Here is a 19,962-nt window from a genome sequence, read left to right on the forward strand (position 1 = left end):
TAGGTATTACTAGCAATAAGTTGTACAGGCTCATTATCGATCTGTTGCATATGAGTAATCAGCCTATTTTGATGATCATAGCTAAAGAAATCTTTAGTGATAACTTCTTGATGTCCTGATTTTTGATGAGAAGTTCTACTCTCTAGTACTTTTCCTGTAAAATCTAAAAGAGATTCTGAAGTATCAATCGTACCTAGATAAGTGTTTTCACTACGAGCAAAAATAGGGCGTGCTTTCTCATCATAGAGTGTAAGGGTTGTAATCCAATGATCAGTTCCTAATACACGTACTTTTGATACCGTAGGAAGTCCTTTGGTATTTGTCGTTACAGCTTGTCCATATACTGAAGTAGGTAAGGTATATCCACCTAAATCCTTATAGGTGTCATAATAGTTTACTGTAAGGATTTCATCTAGCGCTGGATCAAAAGCAGCTGGTATTGCATCAGAGCTGTAATAAATTCCTGTATCAACGTTAAGAGTAGGAGATACTTGCTCATATTGCTCCAAATTAGCAGGATCATTAGCTATTATTTGAAACGTTGTTCTAGAGATATTAGCTCTTTTAATTCCTGTATAGACCACTCGTCCAAATGCATCATACTTGGTAAAAAGCCACTCTCTTTTAGGGGTTTTAGTATACTGATTTGCATCCTGAGTTAGGATAGGTTTATCTAGTCTATTGTACACAATAGATTCCCATCCTTTGGCAGGGATTTTCTTTTTAATAAGACGGTTTCGATAGTCATATTTGTATTGATATCCAAGTTTATCTAATACCTCTTGATGATTACTTACTAGATTATTTCCGCTTACGATTTGATTACTTGCTTCTGGTGATAGAACATAGGTGAGATTTCCAAAGTCATCATAAATATAGTACGTATCATGAGCTATATCATTGTTATAGGTTCTTTTTAAAATAACTTGTCCTTTTTTATTAGTAAACTCTTCACTGGCATGATTACCACTCTCTACTATCTGATGTTCTTGTAAAGGAGGATCAAATGGGCCAGAGGGTCCTGTAGGAGCCAATACTTGCTCGAAGTTTTCATCCTGAATAATGGTTCTTGATAAATTGTTTTCTGGATGAATTCCAACTAATTGCAATGATGGTTGGGTAATATCGTTCCCATTAAAGATCACTTCAAAGTCTAGTACATCATCGCCTTGATCATTCGCATCACTTACAGTGTTAGTTGTGTAGATGTAATGAACAGTATGATCGTATATTGAATCCTTTTGAATTTTCCAACTATTTCCGGGTGCTCCTTGCCTTACTGGTCTATTAAGTGGAGAGTTTTCAAAAAGAGTTTCACTATAAGGGTTCAAGGTGTTTTCATATTTAGTAGTATTATAAAAAGTCTCGATACTACTTTTTAAAATCCCTTGATTTGTAAAATCTAATGAATTTGGAATCTCTGCTCCTGTTGCATAAGGCAAATATTGCTTGTTTGTTCTTCCTAAAGAATCATAGGTAATGAGTTGTACAATATTTTGTTTATCTCCACCCGCTTTTGCTGATACTGTTTGTTTAGCTCTTCCTAATCCATCATAATATGAAATAGTTTCTATTTTCTGATCGTCCGTAACAGTCCCTGTTTGAGTTGCTATTTGATATGCGGTTGTTTTTACATAATTTTCTGTTGTTGTCTGTCCAATACTAAATACTGGAAAAAGCAACAATGCAAATGCTATTAATTTTTTCATCTTTAAATATTGGATATTAGTTATTGAATCTGTAATTATATTCATTTTCAGTAAGGATATTTCCATCTGCATCTTTGACATATTTAAGCCTATGTAGATTGTCATATTCGTAATACATGGTATACCCTCTAGGATCGGTCATAGAAGTCACTCCGATAAGCGGATCATAGGTATAGGTGCTTATTTGGGTATGACTGAGTGATGGATTATTGCGCATCGCATCAAGTGCTTGACGTAAAGCTCCTTCATTTCCTTGATACCCTAGAGTTCTATCGTTGTCAGCTTGAGCAAGACTAACTAAAGAAGACACATAAGAAGCAATCTCTGAATGCGATGCATTAGCTACTTTAACAATAGGGTATCTATTATCATATCCCCATATATAAGATACCTTGTTTATTTTTTCCGTTGCACTAGGAGTTGTACTATTTGATATATCTAATTGATATGATTCCTTAATATTACCATTGGTATAATACTCAAAATATATCCGTCCTTCTTCTGGATGGCTTGACTGTATTCCAGTTACAGGATCGATAAGATTATTAGCAATTTCAATAGAAGTGGGATAAAACCCATTTCCTACTGCCGTGTAATTACTCTTTCGCGTATTTATTGCATTATCTGACGTAGTAGTTATCTCTACGGGCATCTGAAGTTGATTACGAGTTTGCATTTGAAGATATACAGGATCCGTTAGCTCTAAAGAATACACATATTGTTGAGTGATTTGTTCATCATCTTCAAGAGTTGTTGTTTTCTTTCTTAAAAGATGTCCAATATTATTGTCATACTCAAAGGTATCTACTGTTTGTAATTTTTTGCCTTCAGACATATTTCCAAAAAATTGTGTGGAAGTTTGACTAATCATACCTCCTACAGCTCCTTGTACTGCCGACGATCTAAGTTCAAAAGAGGGTACATAATTTCTTATATGTAAATGCCAGTCTAAAGGTCTATCTGGATATACATAGGCACATGCTGTAGACCCATCTCCAGCACCAGTACTAAAGAGACCATACTGTTTTTGCTGAAAATCATACGTATATCCTCCTAAATATGGTTTAGAAATCAATAGATCAAAGTTCTTTTCAGGTTTATTGATTACATAGAGTCCAAAACTTCCAAAATACTTATAAGAGGAAGAATTTGTGGCTAGTTCAGAACTTATTTCTTGAAGAGCGGTATAAGAAGCGTCAAAAACAGCACTCCCTATTTGTTGTCCAACGGCAAGTGATGGTCTATAAGAACTTACATTAGGTGGAACTCCAGAAGAGTGTAAGCCTGTATTCTGATCAATATAAAAATCATGTCTCGTATACCCTCCATTATCTTCTGGTGTTGTTCCTTTTTTTAAGATTTCATATACACGAGAATAGGCAACATGGGGTTGACTTCCTCCACTGGAACTTCCTACTACAGATATAGAGGTTGCGTCGATAATCTCACAACCATTGAGACCACCAAGACTAATGCCATTATTAATTGTATAAAATTGTGGATTGAAAATAATATTTCCAGAAGAATCAGCCGTAGAAGTTCTAGCTACTTTGTAAACATATTCTTTTTCCGTTGCTAATTCATTAGCATTAGTATAATTCTTAATCGTTTTTATACGAATACCTGCTCTTTGTACATCAGCTAGTTCTCCAGGAGAATCTATTGTAGTTTCCACTCTACTTACTTGCAAGAACTGTGTGATTTGATTATTAGGATTTACTAATAATATTTGATAACACCCAGGAGTTAAATACACACTCATTTCTCCATCTACATCAAGTTGATATTGATCATCGTATTTACTAAAAACAACATCAGCACTATCGATTAACAAGTTACCATTTCCACTTGGATTGAGAATTTGATCTGTATCAAGAATAGGAGCTGGACCACAGTTGGTATTGTTAGACACTTTAAAAGCATAGGCTTTCATTCCTGTTCCTCCTGAAGGAACATTTCCTCCATTAGAATTTGTTTCGATATATTTTAGGGTATAGTTTCCTGCTTCTTGGACATCAAAACTAGTATTAGTAAAATTAGGGCTTTGTCCTGGACCGTACTCATCATTACACCAACCACTATTACACTCGCAAAAGGAATCAGCGTCTGTACAAGATATATTATTATCAATACCTCCTACTAATAATTGACTTGCATATACCTGAGTATGCGTGTTCTCATCAACATCCGAAATCTCAGCAGGGGTAGTATGCGGTTCAAATTCAAAGTCAGTATATCCACCTGTTGGATAGTAAATTCTTGAAAGTGTTCCTTTGATAGCATCGCTAAAATTAATGGAACGATCTGCACCACCAAACGTATGCTGCCCTACAGTTACTTCAGGAAAAAGCACTCCATTTGATCCTTTTCCGTTATAATAGCCCATATAGTCTTGAGCTTTACTAACTACAGAAGGTACCTGATCAGGAGAGAAATATTCAAATCGATACTTTTGATATAAGTCATTGGTGTTTGATCTAATATCAATACCGTTGAGTTTTAATCTGATATTCGAGGCTTGTTGTCCACTTGGGGATTGATTGTCATTAATCCCAAAATAAGATGTAAGAAAGTCATAGGTTTTATAATCTTGAGTAGTGCCGTTTTTGACAGTAATAGCATCGATAGCATCGGAGGCTCCAATGTCATATCTGTTTTCATATGCAATAGAAACAATTTCTTTTCCATTGTGTAGTATATTATCTAGTCGTTGTTGTTCAATTCTTATAAAAGGTACAGAACTTGTCACAAAAGGAGGTGACGGAACATTAGCAGGAGTGTTTTCATCAATAGTATAGGTATAAGCCGAATATCCAGAGACACTAAAATTTTGAGACCAAGGTGCTAATTTGGTGTAATTGAAAATATAAGTATCTTTTCTATTAGCTGATTCTACTTTGGTAAGTACCCATGAAGAGTTATAGGTTTTAAAGGTCGCATATTGTTGATTCATATCATCTCCATCAAAATCTGTGATTTCTGCTTCATCAAAATAATATTTTGTTCCATCTGCGCCTGTTACAGTCCACTTAGTAATACTCCGCATACCATTAGCACTTGCAGGAGTTGTGATAAAATCCACTTTGATATGTGGATTGTTAAGTGCATATGCTTGACGGGTTTCAACGTCAAAAGCGATGTAATCATTAATTCCAATTGCATTTAAACTATAATAATCAGGCTGGGTATCAATTTCATTAATGCTGATACTATTCATAAAATCAAAATACATAACAATAGAGTCTCTAGTAGCAAAAGAAGTTGACTCATCGTAATATTTAAGCATTTTGTCACGAATATCATTATTCCAAAAGCTTACATAAGGGGTTATTCCTGACTGGATATAATCATCAGGATTTCCATTAGCAACACGAGAGATACGACCTCCAACTGCTAGATTCCAGCCTAATCCTGCACTTGTAGCTAATTGTTCTACTTTAACCCCAGATGCATCATAGCTAAGATTTACTGGAAGATTGAGTTCCCTTCCTTGATGGGTGTAAATAGGAATACCTATCTCTGGTGATCCAGCATACATATTTACAGGTGTATTTCCATACTGAGTGAAAGCTTCAGCCTCTGGAGAGTTTGGAATTGGAACAGAACGATTAAGTTCTGATTCATAATTAAAAGCAGCTTCATTGGTTGTTTCTTGAGCATATACGCTCATTGAAAGACATAACAAGGCTTGCAAATACAAAATAAACCTTCGATTTAAGCACAATGATTTTTTAATCATAATTGAGTATTATATGAGTTACTAATTTAGTTTATAGACACAAATACAAATAACCCCATGAGTCAAATAAGAAAATGACACATAGATATATTTACAGACGTATCTGTTGTTTCGATAAAAAGGGGTGTGGTGCTTTTTTTGTTAAAAATGAAGCGATGGTATGATGGTTAATCAGTTAATCAATTCAATTTTATAACTTTAAAAGTAAAAAATTATTACTTGTATTTTTACAGTTACTTACTGAAAAGATTGATTTAATGATGTCAATATTCCTTAACGTATTGAAGTATATAGTATTATTGTGTGTTATTTTTTTGTTAATACTAAATATAGGCAGAAAAGAGAATGTGTTGTAAGCAATAAGAAGAGAAAAACAAGGTTGTTGTAATCTATAAAAAGTAAATGCGACGTATATACCTATGTATTTTTATGATTAATGACAATGACATAAAATACAAAGCACCACACCACCACACCAGAGAAAAAGCACCTGTAATAAGGTGCTTTTTTAGTATTGAGTTATTTAAGCCAAATCTCTTTGGCATTGTTAAATCCAACCCATTTCATTTCCTTGTCATACCCACGAGCAGATAAACTATAACGAATAGGCTTTTCAAGAGGGATATTATTGACAAGAATAAAACGTAAGAGTTCTCCATTCAATGTTCCAAAAGTACCTTTCAACTCTTCCCCAAACCATAATGGATTACGATCTGTAAAGATCTCTGCAATCCTATCATAACAAAGGAAAGTGTAGCTATCGGGTAGTATCTCAAAAGTTTCTCCAACAACCGTTGGATGATCGACAGTTATAATTAAATAATCGTGTTCAATACTTTTGAATAACTCCGTATTCTTTATCAGTAGTACGGTTTTCGAAGTTGAGCCATAAGGCGTTATCTATTGCCTTACTTTTCCTTTACTGTGGTATCATCTTTCTTGTCTTCATTTAATATACCTTTTTTAAGAGCAATGGTTTTAGGAGCTCCTTTTTTTATAGGCGTCCCATTTAATGAAATGATGTCCTCACGGGACGAGAGTCCATCTGCTGCTTTTTTGCGAAGCAGTTTTTGAGAATTAAACAGTGGTCTACACTTAATATTAAAAGCGGTATAGTTTACTACCTCTTTAGGATTTGGATGACTTCCTGCATAAATGGTATAGAGCTCATCATTGGTAAGGAAATTACCTTTTGCTTCCATAATAATATTTAATGCATGTGTGGCCACATCATTTAATCCGCTTTTGGTTTGAACGGTATCAAACCCAAAGGCTTCAATCTGTTTCTTTTGTTCTTCATTGGCATACTTTAAAAAAACTTCTACTTCTTTTCGATAGCCTTTGAGGCGATCTGCAACAGTTGCTTTTTCTTCTTTGGCTTGAGTGATCTTTGCGTCAGCATCTTTTAAGAGTTCTTGATCGGTGCTGATATTCTGTATCAGCGTATCAACAATACTTGGTGTTTCCATAATATTCAGTTTTAAAAATTAGTAATTATTTGTTTATGTTATTCAATAGGGTAATTAGCGGTTAGTACTTCTATTTTTTTAGAAGTCCGAGCCTCACCACTTTTTCCAAGACTGGCATTAAGTGGTTTTTCAAAATGTTTGGTATACCATCTATTTTTTTGGATGTATTCATCGAGAATTTCAGAAGGGTATGAAGACAAGAGAAATTTTCCTTTGATATTAGAAAGCGTATCAAGTAACTTACGATAATCGTTTTCGGTATACCCGCCATACAATCCTTGATCAGAATTTATATACGGAGGATCGATATAATGAAAGGCATCATCAGCATCACGACTAGTAATTACTTTTAAGGCATCGTTATTTTCAACCTGTACATTCTCTAACCGTTTATAAATCGACTCATCAAAAGCAATCTTCTTATTCCTAAAAGCTTTTACCCGTTTTCCATACTTATCATATCCCCACGATCCTACGTTACAGGCAAAGCCCATATTGGCAGCAATGTAAAACGCCCATGCTTGCTGTAGTTTGTTAAATAAGTGTGGCATTCGATAGATCGCAAGGGCAACAGAATAGGTTGCTCTTGAAAATAGAGTTGCCTCTATTTTCGCTTTAAGCGAAACAAAATCAGTTTTAACTATCTCATAGAAAGTAATGACAAGGTTATTCGTGTCATTAATGGTTTCTGATTCAGATTTCGCTTTAGCGAAAAAGACAGCACCTCCACCAAAAAAGGCTTCGGTGTAGATGGTATGTTCTGGAATTAAAGGGAGAATATAAGATAGCATATTGAGTTTGCCACCGTAATATGTAATAGGGGTTTTAGGCATAAAAGATCAAAAACTATAACCATCCTTCATCAGCAAAGGAGGTATAGCTTTCAGTAGTTAAGATAATATGATCGAGTAATTTAATATCAAGTAACCCAAGGGCTCCTTTGATACGTTTTGTAACTGTCTCATCTGAGGCAGATTTTGTGAGTTCTCCAGAGGGATGATTGTGGCATACAATGACTCCTGAAGTATTAGTTAAAAGTGCTTGCTGAACAATTTCTTTAATATTTACTATTGTTCCATGAGTGCATCCTATAGATACTTCGCTAATAGCAATAACTTGATTTGCATGGGTAAGTAAGAGAATTATAAAGAACTCTTTATAGTCAAGGCGATCAGTATCTATAAAGCCACGAAAGATTTCAGCAGCGGATTCACTTTTAGATATTTTTTTAGAAATATCATAGATTTTACGTTTGTAATGGATTTGGATTTCATAACACGCATCAAGATCGAGCGTGGTTCGTTTTATTGGTTTCATAGACTATTGAATTAAGGTTCATTTGAAACCAGTATGAATGACAAAAGGGCTACCTTATAGATAATCCTTTTTGTAACCGATGTCTTGAAGAGTAAGAGTAGTAGCAGAGAATCCTTGAGATACGCGTCCATTAATAAGAAGTTTTATATATACGTGATATTGTGGAAGGTTGATAAAATCAGTCGCCGCAAATACAGGATAGAAAATGCGCTCCATTATCTTACTATCCGTTCCCAAAGTAAAGGCAACAATCGTACCTACGTTACCAAGTATCGCTTCGCGAATAGAATTTTTTAACTGCCCGACATACTGGTGAGCAAACACAAATCCGATAGAAAATTTTCTCAATTCTGAAATCATAAAAATTAGATTATCAGAGGTGTAGTTATGAAACTCATCTAAATACAGAATAAACGGCTTACGTCTGTTTTCTGGTGTATCAATACGAGAAAATCCAGCAGATGCCATACCGCCAAGTAAGAGGGAAGCAAGAAGATGTACTCCATCATTTCCAATTTTTCCCTTAGCCACATTTACAAGCAAAATTTGCTGACGATCCATAATTTGACGCAATGAGACCTGTTCTGTATTATCTACAAGTATCTTTCGAAGTATGGGAATAGATAAAAACCCAGAAACTTTATTAAGAGCAGGGAGAGTATCTGTCTTTGAGAATTTAGGAAATTCTTTTCCCCAAAATCGAATCAGTTCTTCATTCTCAAGATAACCTATACATTTATTCCTATACACATCATCCAAGAGTATCTTAGGAATATCAGCAAAGCTTACCTTAAAGGGCTGTTCTTGGAGAGATAATAATACATTTCTCATAAGATATTCAACGCGAACACCCCAACCTTGTTCTCCCCATAGCTTTTTAAAAGTATCGAGGATACTAGAAGTAACTAAGGCGTGATTGGCTTTGCTAGTTTTTCGTAACGGATTATACCCAAGACTAATATTCGGATCAGTAGCATCAAGAAGCACAATATCTTTTCTTCGATATGTCGGTATGATTTCAAGTACTTCTTGGACAAGTTGCCCAGAAACATCCATAAGGCAAGCACCACGATGTTGGAGAATATCTTGGTACAGTAATACTTTCATTACATTAGATTTTCCGCTTCCTGTACGTCCTAAGAGATACATAGCTCCATTAATCCTGTCGTGTTGGTAAAGACCTACGAGTCGTCTATCATCCCTAAAATCAGTACGAGCGAAATATGAAATGTAGGGATTGAGATACTGCATAACACTATGAGTGTAGCGTGGCAAAGGAGGTGTATATAGATATCCTGTTTTGCTAATAGTAGTTACAAAATTGGTTATCTACAGAAAGTATAAAAAGTTCTACTATACTGTGAATATTAAAAGTTTGACTTGCTAGTCTTATTTTTTCATGTCATTATGAAAATGCTACACGGACAACGACATAAAGAGATCATTGAAAAAGGACCACTTCCTGAAGAAGCATTACTTATTCTTTATGAATTATCACAGGTACTTAAACGTATTCATATCCGAATGCGTAAGGAGGGATATACAATGATTAATGGAGAAATTCAGAAGGTAGCCATTGATAAAAATGAAGTACCCCCAACTCAGTAACATTGAAAGAGCGCTTTTAAAAGATATTCAAAACGGTACTTATACGCATCAATATTTAATTTATGTGCGTAAAAGTACCGACGAACCAGATAACCAGAAAAATTCTATCAGTTATCAAAAGTCTGAAAATATTCGTTTTGTTAAAAGCGCAGAGCTTGCCATCGCACCTTTAACGATCAAGGGATTTTGTGCTGATGGAATTGTCTCTGAACGTCATTCTGGATTTAAAGAGGATGATGATGTCTTCTTTACGAAAGACGGAATGGTGCAATATCGTATCGAACGCCCAAAATTTCAAAAACTATTAGAAATGGTAGGAAAAGGTTATTTTAAAGGAATAGTGGCTTTGTCTTGGGATCGTATGAGCAGAAATAAAGGTGATGATACTATTATTCGAAAATTAATGCGTTCAGGTGTAGATGTTCGATTTTCCTATGCTACCTATGAAGATACGAGTGCAGGAGCTTTGCATATGGATATTGACAGTATGTTTTCTCGTCATCGTTCGAGGGTAACGAGTGAGAAGGTAACCATTGCTACACGTAACTTACGCAGTAGAGGAATTTGCACTTATCGCGCTCCCATTGGTTATTTAAATACAGGATCAATGTATGAAAAACCTTTTGACCCTGTACGTGCTCCATTAATAAAAAAACTCTTTGAACGATGTGCAACAGGAAATTATAGCTTAAATGATTTGGTACGTTATGCAAAAGAAATAGGGCTAGTAGGAGTGCCTATGAGGCGTCAACGCACTTCAGAAGAAATGCTTGCCGAAGAAGAAGATATTGAAGAAATTCCCAAAATCTCTCGCCCTTTAAATGCAGGCAATATTAGTCGTATTCTTTCTAATCCTTTTTATTTGGGAATGATTAAAGGAACAGATGGGGATTATGTTGATAGTAATAGTCACAAAGCTTTGGTAGAAAATAAAATTTATATTCAAGTACAACAAGCTCTTAAAAAACGAAAAGTAAGTGTATATTATGATAAGAAGCTTAACCTCCCATATCGTGGGATATTTCGTTGTGGGGTTTGCAAGCGTTCCTATACTCCATATACAAAAAAAGGACACATATACTATTCGACGCGTTGTCAAAAGGATTGTAGTAATACCTTGCGAAGTTGTAACCTATCTTCTATAGAAGAGCAAACAACTATTTTAATCCAAAAACTACATTTGAGCTGTGATGAGCTTTCTCAATTTAATGCTATTTATCAAACTGATCTTGCCCTTTTAGAAGAAAAACGTCGAAAAGAATTCGACGAAATAGATTTAAAGAAAAAGCAACTTCGTGATAAGCTAGCATTCCTTTCGAGTAATAAACTTACTTTGTTACAAACAGGCGTATACAGTTCGGAAGAATACTTACTAGAGCAAGATAGTATCAATACTAAATTATTAGGATTTCAAGAACAAGAGCAAATTTCAGATATAGCTATGATGGAAATGCTCAAAGAGATTGTTGAACTTTCCGAACTTCTTAAAACCATTGCTAAATACTACGATTTTGCAGAAACTAATGAAAAAGAGGAAATCTTAAAAATCCTCTTTCTCGAACTTTATATTTCTGAAAAAGGCTTAAAATATAAGCTTAATTCAGGTTTAGAGTGTTTTGAACACCGATTTGGTGCATTGGGTGACCCCAATGTGTCACTTCTTGAACTCTTACCGAAAAGATCATCGATTCAAACAATGATCCATACCCTAAAAATAGTACTTTCTGCGAATCATAGTATTTCCACAAAATAGGTTACCTATATCTCATAATTAGCTATCAGTATAGTAATGAGATGTCATACTACCCATTTACTAATGTTCCTAATCCTTTCTTTCACCTTCTTCCCAAGCTCGGCTATGCAGAACTTAAAGTCCTACTTATCATCATTCGTCAAACCTATGGATTTGTAGAACCTGGAACTAAAAAGCACAAGCAATGGGATTGGATTTCAGGACGGTTTTTTGTCAAAAAAACCAATCTATCACAACGCTCCGTCTCTGAAGCTCTATCCTCATTGCTTGATAAAGGCTTGATTAAAGCTAAAAACGAACAGGGAAGGCTAGTTACTACCACTAGAGAACGCAGAAGGGCATACAAGCTCTTTTACTGCTTTATACCACCACCTTAGAAGTTAACAGCGTCAAAGTATAGAAGTAAAGTCAGACTACAATAATTATACATACAATATGTACTTGGAAGTAACGACTATCTCAATAACAACTTCTCATATCACCATACTTTTTTTAAATCGTACTACTTATTCCCAAAGCATCCACAAAAAGCGGAGCGTGAGCGAAGAAATTTTGTAATATATACAATCTCGTCTATCTAAGACATAATTTTTAAAGCGTCTATGATGTCACGTAGGTGTTGGAACAGAAATAACATCCACACCCCATTAATTTCATATGACAAACGCACAAAACTTTTTAAAAATTAATAGAGAACGCACTGGATTATCATTGCAAGATATGGCAACGATAATCGGCTATGATGTTGGCAATCTCTCAAAAATAGAATCAGGGAAACTCGATGCCAATATGCGTATTGCTCTTGCATACCACATTATTCTCAAAATACCTCTTGAACGACTTTTTAAATATCACTATCCCGAAATCACTTTTGATTGTATGGAACGAGCAAGCAAACTAAAAAGTGTCTTAGAAGAAGGATATCCTACAACAACGGTTGTTAAACGAATAACAAATCTTGATATCGTAATTGAACGCTTAGAAGGGTTACATACACACTATGCAAGCGCCTGAGTTGACGCTAGTACTCTATCCTAATTATTTTGGGATGGGGTATGTGATATGCGAAAACCCAAAGGAACTATTGAATTACGGAATGGCTAAAATACGTCCCTTTACCACAGACCGGTATATTAAACGATTGCATAAGTATTTAAAACAGTATCGTCCTACGCTGATTATTTTACGAGGATACGAGAATGATGATAATCGGATTAGTAAACGAACAGTAGGGGTTATTAATAGCTTTATACAAGAAGCCGAAGCACATGACATTCCTGTTTACAAGTATTCACGAACACAGATTAAAGAAGTATTTTCAGATTTTGGTGGTAAATCAAAATTTGCTATAGCAAAAACGATTGCAAGTTGGTATCCCGAGTTAGAACCGCGTAAACCACAATTCAAGAGAAATTCAGATTTAGAGGATTACAATATGGGATTGTTTGATGCTTTCTCGTTGATGTTGACGCATCATTATTTAGAATAATTAACTATCTCAAAAAACACATTTTCAAAATGTGTTTTTATAAACTGACAAATTAGTTTAAATACACTTAATTGTCGTTGAAATACGTGTTATTAAGTAGCTAATAATAAATATATGAGGATATTAAGTCTGTTTTATTTTGTTTTTGGTAGGGTTTTTAAAATGGCTTAGTTATTGACATTCTACTATTAAAATAACTAAATGATAGATCAAAAAATTAAAATACTTTCTCTTGATGGGGGTGGAATTAGAGGGGTATTTCCTGCTAAAATATTATCATTAATTGAAGAAGAAATAGGAGAAGGGGAATTGCATAAACACTTTAATGTGATCTGTGGAACATCTACAGGAGGGATTATAGCCTTAGCAATATCTTTAGGGGTTCCAGCAAAAGAAATTTTACAATTATATCAAGAGAATGCTAAAACGATTTTTGGAAAGAAAAGGAATAATATATTTAAGAAAGCATTTTATAGTAACAAACCTCTTGAACACTTAATAAGGGAATTATTTAAAAAATACCATGACGGTAAAAATGACCCAAAGATTAAAGATGCTAAAACTAAATTACTCATCCCAACATATAGTTTACTTGAAGGTAGTACACAAATAATTAAAACACCACATAAAGAAGATTTAACGACAGATCAACATATACCAATGTATATGGTAGCAATGGCAACTTCTGCGGCACCTACATTTTTTAATGCTTACTCTGGAAGTTATACAAAAAAAGAAACGGACTCACATTCAGAAGATTTTTCACATAAAGTAGACGGTGGAGTATTTGCTAATAACCCTAGCATGATTGGAATTGTAGAAGCTCAAACTCGATTACAAAAAGATCTCTCACAAATAAAAATGCTTTCTTTGGGAACGGGACATAGAAAGTATAGTCAAGCAAATTCAAAAAAGAGATGGTCAGTATTCTATTGGATTTGGAAGAAAAGAATTATTGATCTGTTTATGCAAAGTCAATCTCAGATTACACATAATTCTGTTTCTGTACTGAGTAAATTTAATAATGACTTTGAGTATCGACGTATAGACCAAAGTTTTGACCAAAATTTCAATGTAAAAATGGATGAGACAAATCCTGATAAATTAAAAAAGTTTATTGAGCGCTCATCAAGAATCTTTCAAACACAAAAGCAAGATGTATTGGATACCTATTTTAGCAATAGGTAGTTACCTATTGTTTAAAGACAAGAAGAAAGAAAAGAAAAGCAATAATAAAAAAAAGAAAAAAGAAGAGAATGGCTAACTGTAATGGACTTATTCTAAACTATAGTAATAACTTAAATATTTCTAAAAAAAAGAAGGATAAACTTAGAGATTCAAAAAACTTTTTACAAGATAAGATCACATCATATTTTAAAAAGAATCATCCTGACTATATACCAGAATTTTATATACAAGGCTCGTATAAAATGAAGACTATGATTCTAACAAAGGATAATGAATGTGATTTAGATTACGGTGTATATTTCAAAAGAGATGTGGACGTTACTGGAACTACTCTTCAAAAATGGGTGAAAAAAGCATTAAAGGATGTAACTTCTATACCTACAGAACATCGAAAAAAATGTATACGAGTAAAGTATAAAGCAGAATATCATATAGATTTCCCTGTCTATTATTTCCCTGACGACTGTGATCATCCATTACTAGCTGTAAAAGATGACGACTTACAAGAAAGTGACCCTAGAGAAGTCGTTGATTGGTATAACTCAGAAAAAGATGAAAATGGTCAGCTCAATAGAATTGTAAAATATTTAAAGGGTTGGGGTGATTATAAAAGAAATAAGATGCCTAGTGGTTTAGCTATGACAATACTCGCCACAGAAAACATTCAGTATAATGATAGAGATGATATAGCATTAAAAGACACATTGATAGCAATTCATAATACTCTTTTGGAGGATTTTGAATGTAAAGTGCCTGGGACTCCTTATGATGATTTATTTGCAGATTATGACTCTACTCGAATGAATAATTTTCTAGACAATTTAGATAGTTTTGTTGATGATGCTATAGAAGCTGTAGAAAATGAATCAAATCAGCGCAAAGCAAGTAAGTTATGGAGAAAGCATCTTGGAAGAGATAAATTCCCATTAGGGGAAGATGTTGATGTGGATGCTAAAGAAGTTTCTCTTAGAAAAACATCTAAGAATATTTTAACAGGTACAGCATATTCACAGAAAGATGGATCAATTTCAAACAATTCATCAGGAGTAAAAAACAAAATTCACACAAATTTTGGCGGGTAGATTTCATAAAAATAGAATTCATAAAAAGAATACTGTTTCTCCTATTAGATTAATTCTTATTAGGGAAATGAAGTTATTGAAATCATATTATCCATTCTTAGATTGTAAAATTATTTCAGACAAATTAATTTGTATCGGAAAAACAAAACCAAGTGATTTATCTGTAGAATATACATTTAAATTAATTTATGATGGTGTTACAGTCCCAAGGGTATATATAGTTTCTCCCCAAGTTGAATATAATGATGATATACATATCTATCCTGAAGAAAAAAATTTATGCTTGTATCATCCCTTGGTAGATAATTTTATATGGAATTATAAGAAAGATCATATCTACGACACCATCCTGCCTTGGACGCTAGAATGGTTCGTCTATTATGAATTGTATTTAATTTCAGGAAAATGGGAGCATCCTTTCATACCTCATACAACCAACAAATCGATTGATTAAAATATAAAAATAAAGTTTTGTGCAAGAAATAAGTTTTATAAATCTCTCAAAAGAGAAATCGAAAGGACTGCATCAGCATATATATAATAATGCTGTGCGGTTACAAAAAGACTCTCAAACATTAGCAAAAATAAATGAATCATATGCGAGTGCTAGTTCATTACTTATTTTAAGTTCAGAAGAAATAATTAAATCAATTCTAGTTTTACTACATAGTAAAGGATTTAGAGTATACCTTCTTAAGGACGCTAATAGATTCTTTAAAGACCATGTTATTAGACATAATTTACAATTGTTCATAGAGACAGGAATGTCACTATTTCAAGGTCTCGAGAAATGGGATAAAAGGGAATCTGAAAGATCATTACCAGTTACTTCTAAAAATTGGTTAAATAAATTTTTAGAATTCACATCCGATGCACTTCTCGTTATTTCGGAAGCATCGCAGACAATATCACGTATAAACGATATTCTCAAATTCAATGATCAAAAAAATGCTGGCTTTTATGTTGATTATAAAAATAAAATTCTTAACCCCAATGAGATTATTTCTCAAAAAGACTATGATTCTATTGTGTTGATTCATGCTCGACTCAAAACATTTTATAAGCAATTAAGAATATTTTTTCATCCATCAATAACAAAGCATTTATCCAAGAAAGAGATTAACAAAATAGAAGAAGGATTACATTTATTTATAAATGACGGTTTAAAAGAGGTCTCTATAAAAAACATTCATAAAATTAATTAAATGGATAGTATAACCACTAAATTCTTGAAGAATTTACATCAAGATTCAGAGTATTATGAGTTTTGGGAGGATTTCAGAAAGTACTGTAATAATTTTGACATATCCGACAAAGAATATTTCGTTGAATCATTGCCATTATTATATAATAGAATTCAAAATGATGGAGCAGGATATTCTATATATGAATCTATTAGAAAATTTGCTAAACAAAAACCTAATGAAGCAATTAAGGTATTAGAATTGATAGAGCAAAAGAACACCAAAGAAACTTTAGAATTTGGTCACTCAATATTAGGTGGTTTGTATCAAGGTGAAACTGACTATCCTATTACTAATAAAATTTTATCATTAATAAATAGTGTTGATGATAATCAAATTAATACAGGTATTAGAGCAGCTTGCCAAATCAATATTAAAAATGAAGTGGAGGACGTAACTTTTTTAAACGATCTTAATAATAGTTTAATTAAAGTTATAGATAGTGAATCAACAATGAACCTAGGTATTATAACAAGGTTCTATAATAAGCACTTGGATAGGTTAGAAAAAGGAAAAGAAATAGTTTTAAAATTATTAAGATTAAAAAACATAGATGTTCAAAATGAAGTAGCTAGATCACTAAATGAAGAATTTAAATACGAAGAAAATCCAACGTATTTTCAAAACTGTTTAAATCTTCTATCATTTACTGATCCGAAATATGATGGTGTTTACGGATTAATAAAATATAGATTAGAACCTATAATAGCTTCTAAACCAAATATCATAGTTGAATTTATAAATAATTGGCTTGTAAATAACAAAGTAAAATTAAAGAACATCTCAGTTTTAAAAGGAATTATTCACGATTTATATTTTACTCATCCTGAAGTAGTCAAAAAAATGTTTTTAGATTGGCTAAACTCAGAAGAAAGTTCATATAAAATTGCCTTACAACTTATTATAAGTGATTTAAGTTCGCAAGTAGATTCTGTTGGATTTCCAAAAGACATCTTAAAAAAAACATCTGAAACTGATTCTCTTTATTTAGTCTTCATGACCGTTGGATATGTATTAGATCGTAAATATGCTTCGGAAATGCTTTATAGTATTCTTGAAGTAAACTATAACAATGAGCGAATAAGAAATCAGATAGCTAGCCTCTATGCAAATTATCTAATAAGAAATTATTATTCTGTAACAGACATATTAAAGAAAAAAAGAGGAAAAGCTAATAAAATAATTAAATCAATTATTGATCAGATAATTGAGGTTTCAGAAGAATACTATACAAAAGTTTCCGATTTAGAATTAGTAAATGAATTTGAACCTTCTGACAAACGAATGAGTTATTTCTTAAAGCAACAGAATTTTCAAATGCAAAAACTAATGGATGAGTCTGAATCAAAACGTAATTCTTTTTTAAGTATGTTTACCAACATTAATCTAAGAGCTGGTAAGACTTTTTTTTCAAAATATGGAGGGGAATATACCCAAGAAACAGAAATGCAAAAATTCAGTAGTAGTGTTGAAGTTCCGCGTATTCAATATATTGACGAAATAGGGCAAATGAAACTTAGAGTAATGTGGCAAAATATCCAGAGAAATGAACTTCCTAACTAGCGAATATATAGCTCTTTTAAAAGAGGATGGCGAACTAGATGCTCTATTAATTGATATATTAATTAGTAGGGGTATTACTCCTATTTCTAAACCGCAAAAAGGCAGACAATATGGTGTAGATATAGCTGCTATTGGGAACGATACTGACGGTATAAAAAAAATATTTTTAATTACGGTAAAACAAGGAAACATAAGACGTTCTGTTTGGGACACTGGTCCTAATAGTGTTCGTCAGTCTTTAAATGATATAAGAGAAACTTTTATAAACATATCATTAACTTCTAGTCAAAAAAAACTTCCAAAGAAAATTATTTTGGCAACTAATGGTGAATTAGAACAGACAACACAAGTTAGCTGGGCACAATACACAGAAACATACAAAGCAAATAACTTAGAATATCAGTTTTGGGGTATAGATGATATTTCAAAAATGGTTTCAGACAACTTACTTTCAGAAAGATTATTTAATTCTGAAATGCGATTATTATTAAAAAGGACTTTAGCTTTTTTAGAGCTTAAAGATTATGATTTAAATCATTTCAAAAAATTAGTAGATTTAATATTAGACAAGCCAATAAAAACTAAAAAACCACTTCTTAAAAGATTAAAATTATTACAAATATGCTTGAATATTGTTTTCAAGTGGGCAGAAGACAACGGGTATATTAAATCTGCAATCTATGCAGCAGATAAAACAATTTTAAAAACGTTTGAATGGTTAAATGAACAAGGTCATTTTAAAGAAAAGTATGTCCATTTAGAGTTTTATGAGATTCATATATTAAGAAGAAGAATAGGTATTGCTTACTTTAAAAAAGTAAGTGGTCATTATTATATAGAGCATAGTTTACAACGTTACTCGCGTAATCAAATTGAATATAGCTTAACTGTTTGGGAAGAAATTGGAATTCTTGCAAATATTGGTTTAACTGAAATTAAGCATTATCAATATCATTATGATTCTAAAGCACCAGATGCAGCTTCTATATACCACGAAGCAGCTATTACCATTGCCGAAGCTCTCATTGAATTAATTAACAAAAACCCACCTTCTCATTATCCATTGTATGATGACCATATAATTGACATAGCACCAGCATTTCAATTTTTATATTCTATAGGTTTTAAGGAACAATGTGTAAAATGGTTAAGAACTCTAGTTGTTGGAATACACGATTCGCAATTACTAAAAGATTTCTTTCCTCTATTCAGAGCAAATTATGAGAACTTAGTAGATTATTATGTTGGGACTAAAAAGCAAGATGAAAAATCTTCTATGCTGTTAACACTTCTTGCAGACTGGTCGGCAATACTTAATAGTACAGAGGCGTATAGTGATCTAAAAAAAATCGTAGAATTATTTAAGAATAAACTTAACTTACAAATTTGGTTTCCAAAACCTGAGACAGAGAATTTTTATTTGAGTAATGATTACAGCAGAAAATCAGGTAAAGTCAAACATTCAATTAATCTTTATGATTCTTTAGATGATTATAAAAAAGAAATTGAAGATGAAATTAAACTGTTTACAGTAGAAAAAGACTTTAGCGCGGTAAAGATTGGATATGATTTGATCTTTACTATAACTAGCGGTTATCATAGGGAACTACCTTTTCCTATTTTTTGGCGAAGATTTATTAAATGATAATATTTTGCTGTGTGTGCCCTATAGAGAGGAACAGCATCAGAAAGGTATTTTTTAAGGATAATTAAAACTCGCCTTAGTTCACAAGGTTTCATCATAGCTTAAACCTTACTAATCATCCCAAAAATAGCACTCATCACTTTTTAATGGCAGGAC

Annotated in this window: 18 protein-coding genes; 11 read left to right on the forward strand and 7 right to left on the reverse strand. The window is 32.9% G+C overall.

Annotated elements, in window-relative coordinates; all coding sequences use genetic code 11:
* The 7 genes from CHB80_RS23440 to CHB80_RS23465 all read right to left on the reverse strand — a co-directional run.
* A partial coding sequence (locus CHB80_RS23440; RefSeq protein WP_244905578.1) for a DUF6443 domain-containing protein occupies positions 1-1,709 on the reverse strand: 1,709 nt, incomplete at its 3' end.
* Between the two features lie 16 nt (positions 1,710-1,725).
* Positions 1,726-5,379 (reverse strand): RHS repeat domain-containing protein, encoded by a 3,654-nt coding sequence (locus CHB80_RS23445; protein WP_089373962.1) that lies wholly within the window; start codon positions 5,377-5,379, stop codon positions 1,726-1,728.
* A 588-nt stretch (positions 5,380-5,967) separates the two neighbouring features.
* Positions 5,968-6,132, reverse strand: a complete 165-nt coding sequence (locus CHB80_RS24815; protein ID WP_179218260.1) for a hypothetical protein — start codon at positions 6,130-6,132, stop codon at positions 5,968-5,970.
* Positions 6,133-6,356: 224 nt separating this feature from the next.
* Positions 6,357-6,917, reverse strand: a complete 561-nt coding sequence (locus CHB80_RS23450; RefSeq protein WP_089373963.1) for a hypothetical protein — start codon at positions 6,915-6,917, stop codon at positions 6,357-6,359.
* Between the two features lie 38 nt (positions 6,918-6,955).
* On the reverse strand, positions 6,956-7,750 hold the full coding sequence (locus CHB80_RS23455; protein WP_089373964.1) for a DNA adenine methylase: 795 nt from the start codon (positions 7,748-7,750) through the stop codon (positions 6,956-6,958).
* Positions 7,751-7,763: 13 nt separating this feature from the next.
* Positions 7,764-8,234, reverse strand: coding sequence for a JAB domain-containing protein (locus CHB80_RS23460; RefSeq protein WP_089373965.1), 471 nt, complete (start codon positions 8,232-8,234; stop codon positions 7,764-7,766).
* A gap of 54 nt (positions 8,235-8,288) precedes the next feature.
* Positions 8,289-9,485, reverse strand: coding sequence for a type IV secretory system conjugative DNA transfer family protein (locus CHB80_RS23465; protein ID WP_143337238.1), 1,197 nt, complete (start codon positions 9,483-9,485; stop codon positions 8,289-8,291).
* A 156-nt stretch (positions 9,486-9,641) separates the two neighbouring features.
* Here CHB80_RS23465 and CHB80_RS23470 point away from each other — a divergent pair, with 156 nt between their 5' ends.
* The 11 genes from CHB80_RS23470 (at position 9,642) to CHB80_RS23520 (ending at position 19,806) form a co-directional block, all read left to right on the forward strand.
* Positions 9,642-9,842 (forward strand): hypothetical protein, encoded by a 201-nt coding sequence (locus CHB80_RS23470; RefSeq protein WP_089373967.1) that lies wholly within the window; start codon positions 9,642-9,644, stop codon positions 9,840-9,842.
* The gene (locus tag CHB80_RS23475; RefSeq protein ID WP_089373968.1) at positions 9,820-11,595 is read left to right on the forward strand and encodes a recombinase family protein; all 1,776 of its coding nucleotides are present in this window, start codon (positions 9,820-9,822) and stop codon (positions 11,593-11,595) included. The genes CHB80_RS23470 and CHB80_RS23475 overlap by 23 nt, the downstream gene beginning before the upstream one ends.
* Positions 11,596-11,636: 41 nt before the next feature.
* On the forward strand, positions 11,637-11,972 hold the full coding sequence (locus CHB80_RS23480) for a replication protein (protein ID WP_089373969.1): 336 nt from the start codon (positions 11,637-11,639) through the stop codon (positions 11,970-11,972).
* 280 nt (positions 11,973-12,252) lie between these two features.
* Positions 12,253-12,609 carry a helix-turn-helix domain-containing protein gene (locus CHB80_RS23485; RefSeq protein WP_089373970.1) on the forward strand — a complete coding sequence of 119 codons (357 nt, stop codon included), beginning with the start codon at positions 12,253-12,255 and terminating at the stop codon, positions 12,607-12,609.
* Positions 12,596-13,084 carry a hypothetical protein gene (locus tag CHB80_RS23490; protein WP_143337239.1) on the forward strand — a complete coding sequence of 163 codons (489 nt, stop codon included), beginning with the start codon at positions 12,596-12,598 and terminating at the stop codon, positions 13,082-13,084. The genes CHB80_RS23485 and CHB80_RS23490 overlap by 14 nt, the downstream gene beginning before the upstream one ends.
* Before the next feature lie 201 nt (positions 13,085-13,285).
* The gene (locus CHB80_RS23495) at positions 13,286-14,272 is read left to right on the forward strand and encodes a CBASS cGAMP-activated phospholipase (protein WP_089373972.1); all 987 of its coding nucleotides are present in this window, start codon (positions 13,286-13,288) and stop codon (positions 14,270-14,272) included.
* A gap of 68 nt (positions 14,273-14,340) precedes the next feature.
* Positions 14,341-15,354, forward strand: coding sequence for a CBASS cGAMP synthase (locus tag CHB80_RS23500; protein ID WP_089373973.1), 1,014 nt, complete (start codon positions 14,341-14,343; stop codon positions 15,352-15,354).
* A gap of 67 nt (positions 15,355-15,421) precedes the next feature.
* Complete coding sequence (locus tag CHB80_RS23505) at positions 15,422-15,808, forward strand: hypothetical protein (protein ID WP_143337240.1); 387 nt, start codon at positions 15,422-15,424, stop codon at positions 15,806-15,808.
* Between the two features lie 19 nt (positions 15,809-15,827).
* The gene (locus tag CHB80_RS23510) at positions 15,828-16,559 is read left to right on the forward strand and encodes an AbiV family abortive infection protein (protein ID WP_089373975.1); all 732 of its coding nucleotides are present in this window, start codon (positions 15,828-15,830) and stop codon (positions 16,557-16,559) included.
* A complete protein-coding gene (locus CHB80_RS23515) occupies positions 16,560-18,161 on the forward strand; it encodes a hypothetical protein (RefSeq protein ID WP_089373976.1) in 1,602 nt (533 codons plus the stop codon).
* Positions 18,145-19,806: a hypothetical protein gene (locus tag CHB80_RS23520; RefSeq protein WP_089373977.1), complete on the forward strand. Its 1,662-nt coding sequence runs from the start codon at positions 18,145-18,147 to the stop codon at positions 19,804-19,806. Before CHB80_RS23515 ends, CHB80_RS23520 begins: the two co-directional genes overlap by 17 nt.
* Positions 19,807-19,962: the final 156 nt, after the last annotated feature.

The organism is Dokdonia pacifica, from assembly GCF_900188275.1.
In the GTDB taxonomy this organism is placed as follows: domain Bacteria; phylum Bacteroidota; class Bacteroidia; order Flavobacteriales; family Flavobacteriaceae; genus Dokdonia; species Dokdonia pacifica.